The sequence below is a fragment of the Corynebacterium pseudopelargi genome, assembly GCF_003814005.1.
GTDB lineage: Bacteria > Actinomycetota > Actinomycetes > Mycobacteriales > Mycobacteriaceae > Corynebacterium > Corynebacterium pseudopelargi.
In genome coordinates this window covers 1,119,358-1,135,026 of sequence record NZ_CP033898.1, presented here as the reverse complement: position 1 = coordinate 1,135,026, position 15,669 = coordinate 1,119,358, and the positions used below count along the sequence as shown (strand labels likewise).

Here is a 15,669-nt window from a genome sequence, read left to right as displayed (position 1 = left end):
CTCAAAAGCCTCCAAGCAGGCTAATTGCGGGAGATATCGCGGTGTTGGACATTGACGTCCAAGTCGCCGCGCTCTCTTAGGCGGCGGCCAATTTCCTCGGCAATGGCCACGGATCGGTGATGGCCTCCGGTGCATCCGATGGAGATGGTGATGAACTTTTTGCCCTCATGTTCAAAACCTGGGCGCATATCGTCGAACATCTCCATGAAGTGCTCAAGGAAGGGCTCGGCCGCGTCTTGGCTCAGCACATAATCTGCCACTGGTTTATCCACACCACGGAATGGCCGCAGCTCCGGCACCCAGAAGGGGTTTGGCAAAAAGCGCACGTCAATCATCACATCGGTGTCGCGTGGAGAGCCATGTTTAAAGCCGAAAGACTGCACCGTGACGTGTTGGCGTTTATTGGCAATGGAGGAAAAATTCGGTTCGATCACGCGGCGCAGGTCGTGCACGGATAGATCAGACGTATCGATGATCACATCGGCGGATTCCCGCACACCTGAGAGCATCTCGCGTTCGCGTTCGATGCCCACCATGAGCGTGCCGCTGCCCTGTAGCGGGTGGGTGCGGCGCAGATTATCAAAGCGCTTAATCAGCACATCATCGCGCGCGTCCATGAACATCACCAGCGGCTTCATGCCGCGCTCGGAAAGCTCGGCAATAATTTGTTCCAGGCTTCCCACAAATTCCCGCGAACGCACGTCGGTGACCACCGCTACCTTGTCTACCGGCGAGGTTGGGTCCGCGATCATCTCTGCAAGATGCACAATCAACTGCGGTGGAATGTTTTGGGTTACAAACCAGCCCATATCTTCAAGCACCCGCGCCGCGGAACTTAAGCCCGCACCGGAAAGGCCTGTGATCAATACCGGTGGAATCTCGGTGCGCGGTTCTACATCGGAGCGAAGATTCATCATCATAGTGGCCAGTCTAGCTTTTCGACGCCCCACCATCAGCACCATGCAGCGCCTCAAAACAGGCCTGAGCGAGTTTCGGCCCAAAGCCTTTCACCCCAGCGATCTCCTCAACACTGGCGGCCTTGAGCTTTTTCACCGACCCGAAATGCTGCACCAACGCCTTCCTACGCGCCTGCCCTAATCCCGGTACGGCATCAAGCTCCGAGGCGCGCATACGCTTGGAACGCTGCTGGCGGTGAAAGTTAATGGCAAAGCGGTGGGCTTCATCGCGAAGCTGCTGAATTAAGTACATGGCCTGGGAATTTCTAGGCAAAATCAAAGGCTCATCATCGCCTGGAACCCACACCTCTTCAAGGCGCTTGGCAATACCAATCAAGGCCACATCGACAATGCCGAGCTCATCAAACACCGCCTGCGCGGCAGCTACCTGCGGGGCACCACCATCGACTACGAAAAGCTGCGGCGGATACGCAAAGCGACGCTGCTGCTCCTGCTCCGGATTCGCCTCATCTTCAAAGCGCGCCTCATCGGCTTCATCCGGCAACGCCCGCACATCCTCTTTGTGGCGAGCAAAACGCCGCCTGGTGACCTCCGCAATGGAAGCCACGTCATTGGAATGCCCATCGCCTGCGGCCTCTTTGATGTGATAGCGCCGATAGTCTTGCTTTTTTGGCAAGCCATCTTCAAACACCACCAGAGATGCCACCACATCGGTGCCTTGAATATGCGAGATATCAGTACATTCGATGCGCAAGGGAGCCTGCTCTAAGCCCAAGGCCTCCTGCAATTCCTGCAACGCCTGGGAACGAGCACTCAAATCCCCAACCCGCTTCATCTTGTGCTGGCGAAGCGCATCCTTGGCGTTTTTCTGCACCGTTTCCATCAGCGCGCGCTTATCGCCACGCTGTGGCACGCGAAGATCAACAGCAGCACCCCTTAGCGTGCCGAGCATTTCTTTGGTGCGCTCAAGATCGAGTGCCTCGCGGTCGATTAACACTTCCTTCGGCACCACCCGATGGATCCCATCATCTCTGGTCCACGGTGTGCTCTGGTGGCTTTCTTGATCAACGCCACGGCGGTCAATCTTTTCTTCTAAACCAGCAGCGCTTTCTTCTTGTTCAACCGCATCGGAATAGAACTGGATTAAAAAGGTCTGCAGCAGCTCAGCTAGGGCTTCGTCACCGTCTTCGGTGCGTTCCACCACCCAGCCGCGTTGGCCTCGAATCCTTCCGGCACGAACGTGAAACATCTGAATCGCTGCTTCGAGTTCATCAGCCCATACACCAATAACATCGGCGTCGGTGCCGTCGCCAAGCACCACGGCTTGTTGCTCCGTGATCTTTTGCACTGCCTGCAGATCATCGCGCAAACGCGCCGCACGCTCAAAATCCATCTCGGCGGCCGCTTCATGCATCCGGGCATTTAAATCGCGCACCACGGCATCGGTATGGCCTGCCATAAAACGCAAGAAACCCTTCACAATCTCGCGGTGCTCCTGCTCACTGACCTTGCCCACACACGGAGCCGAGCATTTATCGATGTAGCCCAATAAGCACGGCCTTCCCAGGGACTCGTGGCGGTTATACACACCCTTGGAGCAGGTGCGAACGGGAAAGACGCGAGTAAGAAGATCAAGCGTTTCCCGCACCGCCCACGCATGAGAATACGGGCCGAAATACCGCACACCCTTGCGCCTTGGGCCGCGATAGAAAAAGGCCCTCGGAATGCGCTCCCCGGTGCTTACCGCAAGAACTGGATACGTTTTATCGTCGCGATACTTCACATTGAAGCGCGGATCGAAACGCTTAATCCAGGTGTATTCCAGCTGGAGCGCCTCCACCTCACTGGCCACCACGGTCCACTCCACCTGGGAGGCGGTGGTGACCATCTGGCGCGTGCGCGGATGCAGTTGCGAGAGGTCTTGGAAGTAATTGGACAAGCGTGCGCGAAGGTTTTTGGCCTTGCCCACATACACCACGCGCCCAGAAGGGTCACGGAATTTATATACCCCCGGTTCCGTGGGAATGGAGCCGGGGGCGGGACGATACTGTGCCGGATCTGTCACGAGAGCAATCTTCTAATCTTCAGGCATATAACGAGCTTCGAGTGCGCGGAAGGCTTGGACATCGGCCACGGCCTGGGCTCCATCGGAGGCCTGCAACGCCCACAGTGCTACGTACTCAAAGTCGGGCAATTCAAGGCGCGCCATCTTGGCACCCTCGGGGAAGTTCAGCCCGTAGATCACCACCCACGGATAAAACTTGGTGCCCAAGAAGTTGCGCACCTCTACCCCGTCCTCATTTGCTTGCACCCGCGGGCGCCACAGCGCGATAAAGACGATGGCGGCAAGCAGCACGCCAACGAGGAAGTATCCCCACTGATCGATCACGGTTACGGTGGTACCGGTGTCGCCAATGGCAACGACTATTGCAAGAAATACGTGCAGCAACACAATCACCGTCGCGGCGATGATTGCCCAGAGTCGCATCTTGCGAGACACAATCGTCAAAGTCCAAGGCTTATTACTGGTCAGTGCAGCATCGGCTGCAACATAACGCTGTAACTCCTCGTCACTGAGACGGCGATTGCTCAAATTTTCCACGTCACTCATCTCGTTGCTTCTCTATCCATGTTCATTGCTGTGGGCAGCGTTGCAAGATCTTCTGGCCAAGATATCCCGATCCATCTTAGTACCGAGCAATCCTAGAGCCTCATTGCCCAGCCTTAGCCCGGCAGGGCGTTGAGCGCCTTGGCGCTATACAGTGCTGCGAGTGTGGCCTCAGCACCTTTGTCTTCTTGAGAATCCTCAAAACCGGCACGATCAACGGCCTGCTGCTGCTCATTACAAGTCAGCACACCATTGCCCACTGGGGTTTCGGCGTCGAGGGCTACACGGGTAAGGCCTTGGGTTACCGAATCGCACACATAGTCAAAGTGCGGTGTACCACCGCGAATAACGCAGCCTAACGCCACCACCGCATCACAGGTGCGGGCAAGCTTTTGGGCTACCACCGGAAGCTCAAGTGCACCGGGCACGCGCACCTCAATTACCTTCGCACCAGCCTGTTTTGCTGTCGCTTTGGCGCGAGCGTGGAGCTGATCGCAGATTTCCTGATTCCACATCGCGGTGACAATGCCCACCGTATAACCGGGAGTTTGGATCTGATCTAGCTGCGGTAATCCTGCTACTGCCATCTTCGTTTCTTTCCTAGCTCTCGTCGGATTGTGAACCGGACAACCAAGGCAAGCGATGCCCCATCCGGTCGCGCTTGGTTTCTAAATAGTGGCGATTATCCTCATGCACCCGCACTTTCAGAGGCAGCACTGCATCAGTGACCACCCCATAGGCCGCGAGGCTATCTTGCTTTTGAGGGTTATTGCTTAACAGGCGAATGCTTTCTACACCCAAATCCTGCAGCATCAACGCCGCTACCCGATAATCTCGCGCATCCGCAGGAAGCCCCAGAGCCAAATTGGCATCGACGGTATCTGCGCCTTCGTCTTGGAGCTTATAGGCACGAAGCTTTGCCAAAAGCCCAATGCCGCGGCCTTCATGGCCACGCAAGTACAGCACCACCCCTTTACCTTCTGCTGCAATCTGCTCAAGTGCAGCGTGAAGCTGATCGCCGCAATCACAACGCCTTGAGGCAAACACATCGCCAGTCAGGCATTCCGAGTGCACACGCACCAGCACCTGATCTGCGCCAGCAACATCGCCCATAACCAAGGCAACATGGTCGGTTTCCTCGGACTCATCGCGGTAGCCGAAGCACTCGAAGGTGCCGTAATCAGTGGGCAAGGTGGTGTGTACCACCCGTTGAAAACCTGCATCTTCTTGCTCGATCGGAACTGACTGCGCTGCAGGATCGTGGGCCTTGCGCCAAGCAATGAGCTGCTCGATGGAGATCATCTTCAACCCGTGGCGATCAGCAAAAGCACGCAGCTCCGGCGAGCGGGCCATATCGGTGGGATCTTCCTCGCTCACCAGCTCGCACAACACGCCCACTGGCTGCAAGCCTGCCAAACGCGCTAAATCAACTGAGGCTTCGGTATGCCCATCGCGCACAAGCACCCCGGCTGAGCGGGCACGCAGTGGCACCACATGGCCAGGACGGGTGAAATCCTCCGGTTGGGCTGAAGCATTGGCAAGCAGGCGCAGCGTCTCCGCGCGGTGGGTTGCCGAAATACCCGTAGAACCATTGGCTGCGTCCACCGTGATGGCATAGGCAGTGCCGCGTTGATCCTCGTTGCGTCGCACCATCGGCGGCAATGCCAGGCGGTCGAGATCATCACCTTCAAGCGCCGCGCAGATATAGCCGGAAGAGTAACGCACCATAAAGCTCACCAGCTCCGGGGTGGCGCATTCTGCGGCGAAGATTAAGTCGCCTTCATTTTCGCGGTCGACATTGTCTACCACCACAACGGCTTCGCCTTTGGCAATTGCCTTGATGGCGTCTTCTACCGAGTCGAGTTGGATGGAATCGTGTTCGGCTTGGGTCACGATGATTTAGCCTAGCTGCAAGGGTGCTCAGGCGATTGATCGGGGTTCAACATCGCCATGCGCTCTACGTATTTCGCCATCACATCCACTTCGATATTGACCGGCTCGGATACAGCAAGGGTGCCTAAGGTGGTGGCTTCAAGGGTGGTGGGAATTAAAGAGACCTCAAACCATCCATCGGCACAGGGATCTGTTTCGGCACTGATCCCACTGACGGTAAGCGAGGTGCCCGATACACAGATGGAGCCCTTTTCCACCACATAGCGCTTGAGGGCTGCAGGAAGACGAAACCTCAGCACATCCCAGTGCTCACTAGAGCTTCGCTCTATAAGCTCACTGGTGCCATCGACGTGCCCCTGGACCACATGGCCACCGAAGCGCCCATTAGCAGCCATGGCCCGTTCGAGGTTTACTTCATCGCCAACCTCAAGCTGGCCGAGGCTGCTGCGATTGAGGGATTCTTGCATCACATCGGCTTCGAAGTGCTCAGCCGTTTTATTGGCCACCGTTAAGCACACGCCGGCCACGCTAATGGAATCTCCTAAGTGGGCATCGCCTAACACCTCAGGTGCGTGGATGCGAATCCGCGCTGCATCTTCGAGGTGCTCGATGCGATCCACAGTGCCTTTGCATTCCACAATTCCGGTAAACACTAGGTTGTTCTCCTCATCACCACAGCCACATCCTGGCCAAACATTTCCGTTGCTTCTACATAAAACCGCGTTGCGTGCTCTAATGTTCCAGCCACATGACCCACGCTGCTTTTACCTGCGCCTAACAATAAGGGCGCCAGATACAGATGCAGCTCATCTACGAGGTCGAGTGTGAGCATCGAGGTAATTAAATCCGGACCACCTTCTACCAACACCAGGCGCTCGCCGTGATCCCACAACCAATCCAAAGCCTGTGCTGGAGAAGAAAACTGCTCTACCCCTCGCTGCCACAGCATTGCCTCGGAAGGAATGGTGCGAGTACCAACCACGATGGGGCGCGGTTGTTTTTCCAATTCATTGCCGTGCCCATCGCGAGCACTCAAGGTGGGGTTATCGGCTAAGACTGTTCCCGTGCCAACCATGATGGCGTCGGCTTGAGCACGAAAACGATGCCCCGCCTGGCGCGCGGCAGCACCGGTGATCCATTGGCTGCTGCCATCTGCCGCAGCGACGAAACCATCGGCGCTTTGGGCGATCTTGGCTACCACATAGGGCCGTTGGGAGTGTTGGGCATGCAGCCAAGGCTGCAGCGCCTTGACCGCCAAGCCGAGGTATTCGCTTTCCACACCGGCGTGTTCTAAGACCTGTGCTCCACCCCCGGCAAGTGCAGAGGGGTCTTTGTGGCAATACAGCACGCGCGCGATGCCGGCATCGATGATGGCTTGGGTACACGGGCCCGTGCGGCCGGTATGGGCACAAGGCTCAAGGGTGACCACCATCGTGGCTCCCTCGGCCTGGGCGCCGGCTTGACGCAAGGCCATCACCTCAGCATGAGGGCCACCAACGGGTTCAGTGGCACCCACACCAACCACCTCGCCATCGAGGGCGACCACTGCTGCACCTACTGGTGGGTTGGGGCTGGTCGTTCCTTGGGCTCGATCACCGGCAGCCACCGCGAGTGCCAGCGCGCGCCGTAGTTCTTCATCAGCAAACCATTCGCGCTGCTCCACCACGATCGCGTCGTGGCTGCGAAGACTACTTAAGGGCAGTGTGAGCGGATTATCGTGCACTGGCGGCGAGGTTTCTCAGTCGATCTACAGCAGCGCCAGGATCTTGATCCCGGTACACGGCAGAACCTGCAACAAAGGCATCACAACCGGCGGCCGCGGCCTGGGCAATGGTGTCTTCACTGATGCCACCGTCGATCTCGATGGTGACGTCTAGGTTGTGGGCATCAATATAGCTGCGCAGTGTGCGTACTTTTTCCAGTTGCTCTGGCATAAAGGATTGGCCACCAAAGCCAGGTTCCACGCTCATCACGAGCACCTCGTCAAACTCTCCCAGGTGCTCCAGCATCGGCTCAATAGGGGTTGCTGGCCTTAGAGAGAAGCCGGCGCGAACTCCTTGGGCGCGGATATGGCGCGCTAATTCGACCGGCTTATCGGTGGCCTCGATATGGAAGATCACACAGGATGCACCGGCCTCGATATAGGAATCCACCCAGCGTTGAGGGTTCTCGATCATGAGATGCACATCGAGCGGAAGCTGCGTTACCCGCGCAACGGCCTTGGTGATGTCGGCACCGAAGGAAAGGTTGGGTACAAAGTGGCCATCCATGACGTCCACGTGTACCCAGTCGGCGTTGGCGATCGCCTCGACTTCCTTGCCCAATACGGTGAAATCTGCCGCCAAGATTGAAGGTGCGATGATCGGAGCGCGTTGTTCAGCCATGAGCCCAGTCTAGCGAGAAGCGCTAATCGGCTTGCGTAATACCGCAAAGAACATCGCGTCGGTGCCATGGCGGTGTGGCCACATCTGCACCGAAGCTGCCGATCCGGTATCGGACATCGTGGGAATCAAGGCCTTCGCATCAAGCTCGACGGCGGCGCCTTCTTTCAGTACTGCGTCCACCACTTCGCGGGTTTCGCGCAGATCGGGTGAGCACGTGGAATACACCACTACTCCCCCTTCACGGGTGAGCTCGAGGGCGCGGCGCAACAAGGCAAGCTGGAGTGGGTGCAGCTCGTCTATATCGTGCTCTGCTTTGCGCCAGCGCGCCTCCGGCCGGCGTCGCAACGCTCCAAGGCCGGAACAGGGGGCGTCGACAAGCACTCGGTCGTAACTACCTGGGGTGCCGAATTCACGCCCATCACCTACCTGCACATTCACAGGAAGCCCTTCGACGGCACCTCGCACCAAACCGGCGCGGTGCTTGGATACCTCCACGGCATCCACGGTGGCTTGATCAATCTGAGCCAACGAGCCGATCAGCGCGGCCTTGCCACCAGGGCCTGCGCATAGATCCAGCCATTTGCCGGTATCCGGGCCTTCCACCGGAGCCTGAACCAACGCATTGGCAATGAGCTGGCTGCCTTCATCCTGCACTGCGGCCATGCCTTGCTGGACCGCTTCGATCGCACCGGGATCTCCGCCTGGCAGCTTCACGGCATAGGGCGAATATTGGCCTTCTTCACCACCACTGACCAGGGCTAGTTCCTCCGCGGTGATCTCACCGGGGCGCGCTACCAAATGCACGCCCGGGCGCTCGGAATCTGCCTGCAGCGCACGCTCGAGCTCCTGGGCATCGTCTGTGCTGAGCAAGGTCGGATCCAGCTCCAAGGCCCTAGCAAAACTGCGCGCAATCCACACCGGGTGGGCATGCTGGAAGGCTATTGCAGCCAAAGGTGTGGCAGGGCTCAAGCGCTCAATCCACTGCTCAGGGCTGGTGCGTGCAACCTGACGCAGCACACCATTGACAAAGCCTTTTGCTTGCTCGCGGCCACGTTCTGCCACGATATTCACGCTGGTATCAACCGCGGCATGCGCCTCAACGCGAGTAAAGAGTAATTGATACACGCCTAAGCGCATCGCATCGAGCACCTCGGGGCTGATCGAATCGATGCCTTGTGCGGCAAGGTGATCAATGACGGCGTCGATAATGCCTTGGTTACGCAAGGTGCCATAGGTGAGCTCGGTGGCAAAGGCAGCGTCACGGCCTTTGAGCTTGGCCTCTTTGATCAACGCAGGCAGCGCCAAGTTGGCATAGGCACCCTCATCACTGACGCGACGTAGAGCCTCGAAAGCCACCGCACGCGGGGTATCCACGGAGCGCAAAAAGCCACCACGCTTGGAGTATTGGGAACCGCGTTGCTGACCTCTGCCTTGTTTCCCCCTGCCTTGGTGCTGGGGGTTTGAGCGCTTTGGATTCGGCACTTTTGCGCCCTTGCTACGAGAACGAAAGCCTCCCTGGCTCATGCGAACACCTTGCTTTCTAGGCCGTGTTGTCCACGCGCCCAATCGATAGCGGGCATGTATTTCTTGCCCGGAGGTTGAATATGTCCAAGCACCACTGGGTGTGAGCCGGTGCCAACGAGCACGCGACGCTTTTCTACCTGGATGCTGCCTGGGGCTAAGGCGGGGCCGTCTTCGAGCACGTCGATCGGGCCGAATTTGATGCGATGTTCTCCCACCATTGCCCAGGCACCTGGCTGCGGAGTCAATGCCCTAATGGTTCGATCGAGCACCTCGGCATCTTGGGTGAAGTCGAGGCGCGCATCCTCAACGCTGATTTTGCCGGCGTAACTTGCTTCGCCTTCCTGGGGCTTTGGGCTAATCTTTCCTGCTTCCAGGGCGTCCATCGTATTGACCAGCAGCGTGGCACCCTGTTCGCTGAGGTGCTCGAGCAAACTTTCAGAGGTTGCCCGCTGCGGCATTGGCTCGGCGAAGGAATCAAGGATTGGGCCTGTATCGAGGCCTTGTTCAATTTGGAATACGCTTGCCCCGGTGTGCTCATCGCCGGCAAGGATCGAGGCTTGTACCGGTGAGGCGCCGCGCCAGCGTGGCAGTACAGAAAAGTGCAGGTTTACCCAGCCGTGGCGTGGGATCTCTAGCAAGTTCGGCCCAATTAAGTTGCCATAAGCCACCACCGGGATGCAGTCTGGCTGCAATGCCTCAAGGCGCTGTACTAATGCATCGCCGTCTTCGGTGCCGGGGCGAAGGCTCGTTGGGGTAAGCACCTCAATGCCGTGGGCTTGAGCCAGGGCTTTGACAGGTGATGGGTGCAGGGTGCGCCCACGGCCGCGCCTGGCATCGGGGCGAGTGATCACGGCTATGACCTCGTGCTTGCTGCGCAAGAGTGCTGCTAAAGCGGTGGCTGCTGGTTCGGGGGTGCCGGCGAAAACTAAACGCATGGATAAAACTTCCTGGTTGCTATGAGAAAGACCTGCTCAAACCTCGGGTGTTGGCCTTGGTGTTGGCTTTGGTGTTATTGCTGGAACCACTCTGCAGAGCGAATTTCGCGCATGGCCTCTTTGCGCAGTTCCGGGCTCAGGCGCTTTAAAAACAGCACACCGTCGAGGTGATCGGATTCGTGTTGAATGCAACGAGCCAAAAGCCCAGAGGCGAGGATCGTGACGGGCTTGCCGTAAATATCAACACCACTTACTTCTACGTCTTGGGCTCGCTGCACATCGTATTGAATATCTGGAATACTCAGGCAGCCCTCTGGCCCAAGCTGTGTTTCTTCGCCGATGGCTTTCCAGGTGGGGTTGATAATGTGTCCGCGCATTCCACCTTCGGTGTGGGTGGTATCGAAGACGAACACCCGCTTCAGCACACCGATTTGATTGGCTGCTAGGCCAACGCCCCCGGCTGCATCCATTGTTTCGAGCATGTCTTGAACCAGGGTTTCGAGTTTGTGATCGAATACCTCCACTGGGGCCGCGGTGGAGGTAAGTACTGGATCACCGAAAATGCGGATATTGCGAACTGTCACTACGTTCAGGCCTTTCCTTTCAGGGGCTTTTTTGCAGGGCTTTTCTTGCACCAGCGCGATGGATGCGAATTGCTTCAGCGTACAGCAGGGTGCCAGCACCCCAGATGCTGCTTTCTAGATTAGCCAACCCGGATCGGATCAATCTGGATTCTTAGCGGCAGGTCGTTTTTCCTCGCTACTTTGCTGGCCCTGGCTCTTCTGAGCGCCTCGCCTAAGGCGTTGCGATCATGCAGCGGGGTGCGCAACAGCATCCTTTGTGGCGGCCCAAACAGCTGGTGATCATATTCACCGGGCAGTCGGGTATCCCTGGGCAAATCCACAGGCCCCAGCACTTCGGTATCTGGCGGTAATTGCGCCAGTGCTAAGAAATCTTCCAGTGCCGCGGTTGGCGCGTCCACTGCTGCCATGTGGAATACCGGCGGGAAATGCACCTGCGCGCGTAAAGCCAGTTCCCTTTGAGCCATGCCTACTACGTCCCAGCGCAGCAGCGCCTGCACCTCGGGTAGGGCGTTTTCTGCGGCAATAATTACCGTGCCTTCTCTTTCGGCCGGCTCGGCTAAGGCGATAGCGTTTGCCCAAATGGCCACCAGATCTTCTGAGGCCCTGAGGTCTTCCCTGGCAAGCATGAGCCAGGCATCGAGCAACACCACAGCACCGTAGCCGCCGTGGCTTGGACGAGGTTCAGCACCAGGGGTGGCCACGACGATCTGCGCTTTGTGCTCGATTTGATCAATGACTCTGTTGCCGCCGGACACTACCACCGGGGTTCCTGCAAAGGCACGGCCGATTTCTTCCGCGGTGCGCTCGCTGCCGCGAGTTTGTGCCCGCACCTGATGGTTGCCGCAGTTTACGCAAGAAAAATTCGTTTCTGGGCGCCCGCACCAACGGCAACTGAGCACATGCACGCGGTGTTGTTCGCTATCGGCATAGCTCAGCGGCCCATTGCAGGCACGGCAACGAGCTGGGGTGCGACAGCGCGAGCACGATAAGCCTGGCATATAGCCTGTTCTGGCTACTTGGACTAGCACCGGGCATTGTCTACTGAGTGCTTGGCGGATTGCCCGGAACGCCATCGAGGGCACTCTGGAGTGATGGGCGTGGATATCCCTTGCAAAGGCATAGCTTGAATCTTCAATGGCGTGGATAGAAGGCATGAGTGCTTTGAGCACTTCTGGCGGTGCTAGAAGATCATGGCACCAGCCCGAATCCACCAATAGTTGTGTCTCTGCTGTGCGCGCATGCGATGCAATGACTAAGGCGCAGTGTTCCTGGGCGCTGCGGGTAGTGAGCACCTCGCGGGCGTGATAATAAGGTGCGCGCGGTTCTACGAGGTTTTCATCGCCATCGTCTTTTATCACCGCAAGACGCAGATCATCAACGGGCGCAAAGCAGGCGCTGCGAGTACCAATGACGACTCTGCCTTGGCCATGCAGAATTGAAAGATAACGCCGATACCGGGCCTGATGGCCTTGAGAAGCACTTAAGACCGTGACCTGTTTTGCGCTCATGTACTCACGGAAATGCTGTTCGAGGTAGTCCACATCTCGCTGATCTGGCACAACCACCAGCACCCCGCCGCCCTCAATAGCTACCTTCGTGCCAAGGGCGGCAATCTGCTGAGCCCAATCATCACCCGGGGCGATCTGCCACGCCGCGCGTGCGGCCTGGCCTGCAAGGACTGCATCGACAAAGCTTTGGCCATGGCGATAACTGAGCCACCCCGAAAGATCCGGCTCGGAAACCTGCCCCAAAGATTCCCAAGAGCTACGAACATCGGCTTCTTCTGCTTTGGCGTGTCGAGGTGGCACCACCAAGCGGATGAGATCAGAGGTAATAGCGGCATAACGCAACGCCAGCGACTCAACTAGCTTCCGGGTTTGCGGCGGGTAGACCACCTCGGGGGAAATGACGCGCTCAACCCATGCCAAAGCGCCCTTGTGCTCTTGTTCATCGCTGCGCTCGAGGAGGATGGCGTCGACAAGCCTGCCGGAAAACTTCACCCTTAAGCGAACGCCCGGCTTGGCCTGCTCATGTTGATCTGCACTCAGGCGGTACTCGAAACTGCGATCAAGATGCGAAACCCCGAGCAAGGGCAGCACTTTGGCTACCGATTGCTCGGGCGCAGGTTCGCGGGCATAGGACATGCTGCGCATTGTAGCGAAGCACCCCCGAGCGCCCTGTGACGTCGTGCCCAAACCAGTGTTCGGGCGTACCGGAACCTAGTTCAGATTCAACGCAGCCTTGAGGGCCTCGGCGCGGTCGGTGCGCTCCCAGGGCAGGTCCAGGTCATCGCGGCCAAAGTGGCCATAAGCGGCGGTCTTGGCGTAGATGGGACGCAAAAGATCAAGCTCACGAATGATTGCCGCCGGGCGCAAGTCGAATACCTCGAGCACGGCCGTCTGGATGGCTTCATCATCAAGACCATGCTGGGCAGTGCCGAAGGTCTCTACGTACAGTCCCACCGGCTTAGCACGGCCGATGGCGTATGCCACCTGCACCTCGGCGCGTTCGGCAAGTCCTGCGGCCACGATATTCTTAGCCACCCAACGCATTGCATAAGCACCCGAGCGGTCCACCTTGCTGGGATCCTTGCCCGAAAATGCACCACCGCCATGACGAGCCATGCCGCCATAGGTATCCACGATGATCTTGCGGCCGGTCAGGCCAGCATCACCCATGGGGCCGCCGACCACGAAGGAGCCGGAAGGATTAACTAGCAGGGTGTAATCGCTTACATCGAGGCGCTTGGACACACCGGAATCTTCTAAGACCCACTCAACCACGTGCTCTTGCACCTGCTCGCGCAGCCAGTCCTGGGTGATTTCGGGATCGTGCTGGGTAGAAACAACCACGGTATCTAAGGCGACGGGGCGGCCAGCTTCGTCATAAGCAAAGGTCACCTGGGTCTTGCCATCGGGACGCAAGTGGTCCACGATGCCTTCTTTACGCACCTGGGTAAGCCTGCGGGCCAAACGATGCGCAAGATCGATTGGCAGTGGCATCAGGGTGGGCGTTTCATTGGTGGCGTATCCAAACATCAGGCCCTGATCGCCCGCGCCAGCTTGGTCTTCTGCATCTTGAGAACCAGATTCGCGCACCTCCTGGGAGGTATCCACGCCGGAGCCGATTTCCGCCGATTGTTCGCCGATGCTGACTGAGACACCACAGGTGGTGCCGTCGAATCCCACATCAGAAGAAGTAAAGCCGATTTCGCGCAGGCGTTCACGCACCAGTCGCGGAATTTCTACATAGCCGGAGGTCCGCACCTCGCCTACGACGTGCACTAACCCGGTGGTGGCGACGGTTTCTACTGCCACACGCGCGCCGGGATCGACGCTGAGCAGCGCGTCGAGGATGGTATCGGAAATCGAGTCACAGATTTTATCGGGGTGGCCTTCGGTGACTGATTCGCTACTAAAGAGCCTGAGCTTAGAGGTTTCGGCGTTCACGCTATGTGCTTTCTGTTGGGAGTGCTTGATTCTTCGAACCAAGATAGACCAAGCTGTCTAATTTGGCAAGATTGGTGGTCTACTCACCTGCTGTGTGCACCTGCTCCAAGCAGCGTGCGAGCTCATCCAAGATCACCCCAGCCACCTCAAGTTTGGAGCCATCGGGCACCTCGCGCTGTTTGCCATCCCGCGATAACAACACACCGCGATTACGCTGTTGCCCAAAGACTTGATTATCGGAGACTTCGTTGAGCATGAGCAGGTCACAGCCCTTGCGCTCAAGCTTTGCTTGCGCCAATTCCAAAGCGGAGTGCTCAGCATCTCCAGTTTCTGCGGCAAAGCCGGCAATCACGAGCTTGGGGTCTACTTCCCCACGCTCACGCGCTTGTACCAAGCCACGCAAAATATCCGGGTTTTCCTCCAAAGCCAAGCTCTGCAGGGACGCTTCATCGCGACCCTTTTTCAGCTTCGCATCCGCGGGGTGAGCCGGACGCACATCGGCCACAGCGGCGACCATGATCACTGCATCGTTGTTTGGAGCATGTTCCATGATCGCTTCTTGCATCTCTCGTGCAGAGGTGACCTTGTGCATCGTGGCGCCTGCTGGAATGGGAAGCGCATCACTATTGGCCACCACCATGGTGACTTCGGCGCCGCGCTGCGCGGCCATCTCTGCAAGCGCAAAGCCTTGTCGGCCTGAAGAGTGGTTGCCGATATAACGCACTGGATCGATGTGCTCTTGAGTACCACCGGCGCTAATGAGCACCTTGGTGCCGGCAAGGGAAGACTCAAAAGAACTTCCCTGCGCAGCCGCTAACGCGAGATCCACGATCTGTTCAGGATCAAGCAAGCGGCCAGGGCCACTATCGCTTCCGGTAAGCCTGCCATGAGCAGGGTGCAACACCACGACGCCCCGCTCGCGCAAGGTAGCAACATTGGCTTGGGTGGCAGGGTGTTCCCACATTTCTGTATGCATGGCTGGAGCTACCACCACAGGGCAGGTAGCAACGAGCAAGGTGGCGGTGAGCAGATCATCTGCACGGCCTTGCACCATTCTTGCCAGCAGATCAGCGGTTGCTGGGGCAATCACGATCAGGTCTGCTTCTTTACCAATTCGTACATGCTGGACTTGATCTACAGCGTCATAGACGGTGGTGCTAACCGGATTGCCAGACAATGCTTCAAAGGTCGTTTTACCCACGAACTCCAAGGCAGCCTCAGTGGGAACCACGCGCACTTCATTACCCAGTTCCTTGAAGGCTCGAATTACGTGGCAGGCTTTATATGCCGCGATACCCCCGGCAACGCCAACGACGATATTTTTTGAAGCTGTTTCCATCAACCTACATCCTTATAGCATTGCGCCACTATCCAT

At 57.8% G+C, this 15,669-nt stretch carries 14 protein-coding genes; all 14 read right to left on the bottom strand.

What is annotated here, in order from left to right; translation table 11 throughout:
- Window positions 1-20: 20 nt before the first annotated feature.
- On the bottom strand, window positions 21-920 hold the full coding sequence (gene rapZ / locus CPPEL_RS05365) for an RNase adapter RapZ (protein ID WP_123960167.1): 900 nt from the start codon (window positions 918-920) through the stop codon (window positions 21-23).
- A gap of 10 nt (window positions 921-930) precedes the next feature.
- Window positions 931-2,982, bottom strand: a complete 2,052-nt coding sequence (gene uvrC, locus CPPEL_RS05360) for an excinuclease ABC subunit UvrC (RefSeq protein ID WP_123960166.1) — start codon at window positions 2,980-2,982, stop codon at window positions 931-933.
- Between the two features lie 12 nt (window positions 2,983-2,994).
- Entirely contained in the window at window positions 2,995-3,528 is a 534-nt protein-coding gene (locus tag CPPEL_RS05355) for a PH domain-containing protein (RefSeq protein ID WP_123960165.1), read from the bottom strand.
- A 113-nt stretch (window positions 3,529-3,641) separates the two neighbouring features.
- Window positions 3,642-4,112, bottom strand: coding sequence for a 6,7-dimethyl-8-ribityllumazine synthase (gene ribH, locus CPPEL_RS05350; RefSeq protein ID WP_123960164.1), 471 nt, complete (start codon window positions 4,110-4,112; stop codon window positions 3,642-3,644).
- A gap of 13 nt (window positions 4,113-4,125) precedes the next feature.
- A complete protein-coding gene (locus CPPEL_RS05345) occupies window positions 4,126-5,418 on the bottom strand; it encodes a bifunctional 3,4-dihydroxy-2-butanone-4-phosphate synthase/GTP cyclohydrolase II (RefSeq protein WP_425453815.1) in 1,293 nt (430 codons plus the stop codon).
- A gap of 11 nt (window positions 5,419-5,429) precedes the next feature.
- Entirely contained in the window at window positions 5,430-6,071 is a 642-nt protein-coding gene (locus tag CPPEL_RS05340; protein ID WP_123960162.1) for a riboflavin synthase, read from the bottom strand.
- Entirely contained in the window at window positions 6,071-7,141 is a 1,071-nt protein-coding gene (gene ribD, locus CPPEL_RS05335; RefSeq protein ID WP_245990515.1) for a bifunctional diaminohydroxyphosphoribosylaminopyrimidine deaminase/5-amino-6-(5-phosphoribosylamino)uracil reductase RibD, read from the bottom strand. The genes CPPEL_RS05340 and ribD overlap by 1 nt, the downstream gene beginning before the upstream one ends.
- Window positions 7,131-7,802, bottom strand: a complete 672-nt coding sequence (rpe, locus tag CPPEL_RS05330) for a ribulose-phosphate 3-epimerase (RefSeq protein WP_123960161.1) — start codon at window positions 7,800-7,802, stop codon at window positions 7,131-7,133. The genes ribD and rpe overlap by 11 nt, the downstream gene beginning before the upstream one ends.
- Before the next feature lie 9 nt (window positions 7,803-7,811).
- Entirely contained in the window at window positions 7,812-9,326 is a 1,515-nt protein-coding gene (locus CPPEL_RS05325) for an RsmB/NOP family class I SAM-dependent RNA methyltransferase (protein WP_123960160.1), read from the bottom strand.
- Window positions 9,323-10,261, bottom strand: coding sequence for a methionyl-tRNA formyltransferase (gene fmt, locus CPPEL_RS05320; protein WP_123960159.1), 939 nt, complete (start codon window positions 10,259-10,261; stop codon window positions 9,323-9,325). Before fmt ends, CPPEL_RS05325 begins: the two co-directional genes overlap by 4 nt.
- 74 nt (window positions 10,262-10,335) lie before the next feature.
- Window positions 10,336-10,845, bottom strand: coding sequence for a peptide deformylase (gene def / locus CPPEL_RS05315; RefSeq protein WP_123960158.1), 510 nt, complete (start codon window positions 10,843-10,845; stop codon window positions 10,336-10,338).
- 119 nt (window positions 10,846-10,964) lie between these two features.
- Window positions 10,965-12,989: a primosomal protein N' gene (locus CPPEL_RS05310; RefSeq protein WP_123960157.1), complete on the bottom strand. Its 2,025-nt coding sequence runs from the start codon at window positions 12,987-12,989 to the stop codon at window positions 10,965-10,967.
- Window positions 12,990-13,064: 75 nt separating this feature from the next.
- Complete coding sequence (metK, locus tag CPPEL_RS05305; protein WP_123960156.1) at window positions 13,065-14,294, bottom strand: methionine adenosyltransferase; 1,230 nt, start codon at window positions 14,292-14,294, stop codon at window positions 13,065-13,067.
- A gap of 79 nt (window positions 14,295-14,373) precedes the next feature.
- The gene (coaBC, locus tag CPPEL_RS05300; RefSeq protein ID WP_123960155.1) at window positions 14,374-15,633 is read right to left on the bottom strand and encodes a bifunctional phosphopantothenoylcysteine decarboxylase/phosphopantothenate--cysteine ligase CoaBC; all 1,260 of its coding nucleotides are present in this window, start codon (window positions 15,631-15,633) and stop codon (window positions 14,374-14,376) included.
- Between the last annotated feature and the right edge of the window lie 36 nt (window positions 15,634-15,669).

Bases quoted from the DNA above. Each gene is read 5' to 3' on its own strand.
- rpe (WP_123960161.1), bottom strand. From the start codon at position 7,802: ATGGCTGAACAACGCGCTCCGATCATCGCACCTTCAATCTTGGCGGCA.
- CPPEL_RS05325 (WP_123960160.1), bottom strand. From the start codon at position 9,326: ATGAGCCAGGGAGGCTTTCGTTCTCGTAGCAAGGGCGCAAAAGTGCCG.
- fmt (WP_123960159.1), bottom strand. From the start codon at position 10,261: ATGCGTTTAGTTTTCGCCGGCACCCCCGAACCAGCAGCCACCGCTTTA.
- ribH (WP_123960164.1), bottom strand. From the start codon at position 4,112: ATGGCAGTAGCAGGATTACCGCAGCTAGATCAGATCCAAACTCCCGGT.
- coaBC (WP_123960155.1), bottom strand. From the start codon at position 15,633: ATGGAAACAGCTTCAAAAAATATCGTCGTTGGCGTTGCCGGGGGTATC.
- rapZ (WP_123960167.1), bottom strand. From the start codon at position 920: ATGATGATGAATCTTCGCTCCGATGTAGAACCGCGCACCGAGATTCCA.
- CPPEL_RS05310 (WP_123960157.1), bottom strand. From the start codon at position 12,989: ATGTCCTATGCCCGCGAACCTGCGCCCGAGCAATCGGTAGCCAAAGTG.
- CPPEL_RS05355 (WP_123960165.1), bottom strand. From the start codon at position 3,528: ATGAGTGACGTGGAAAATTTGAGCAATCGCCGTCTCAGTGACGAGGAG.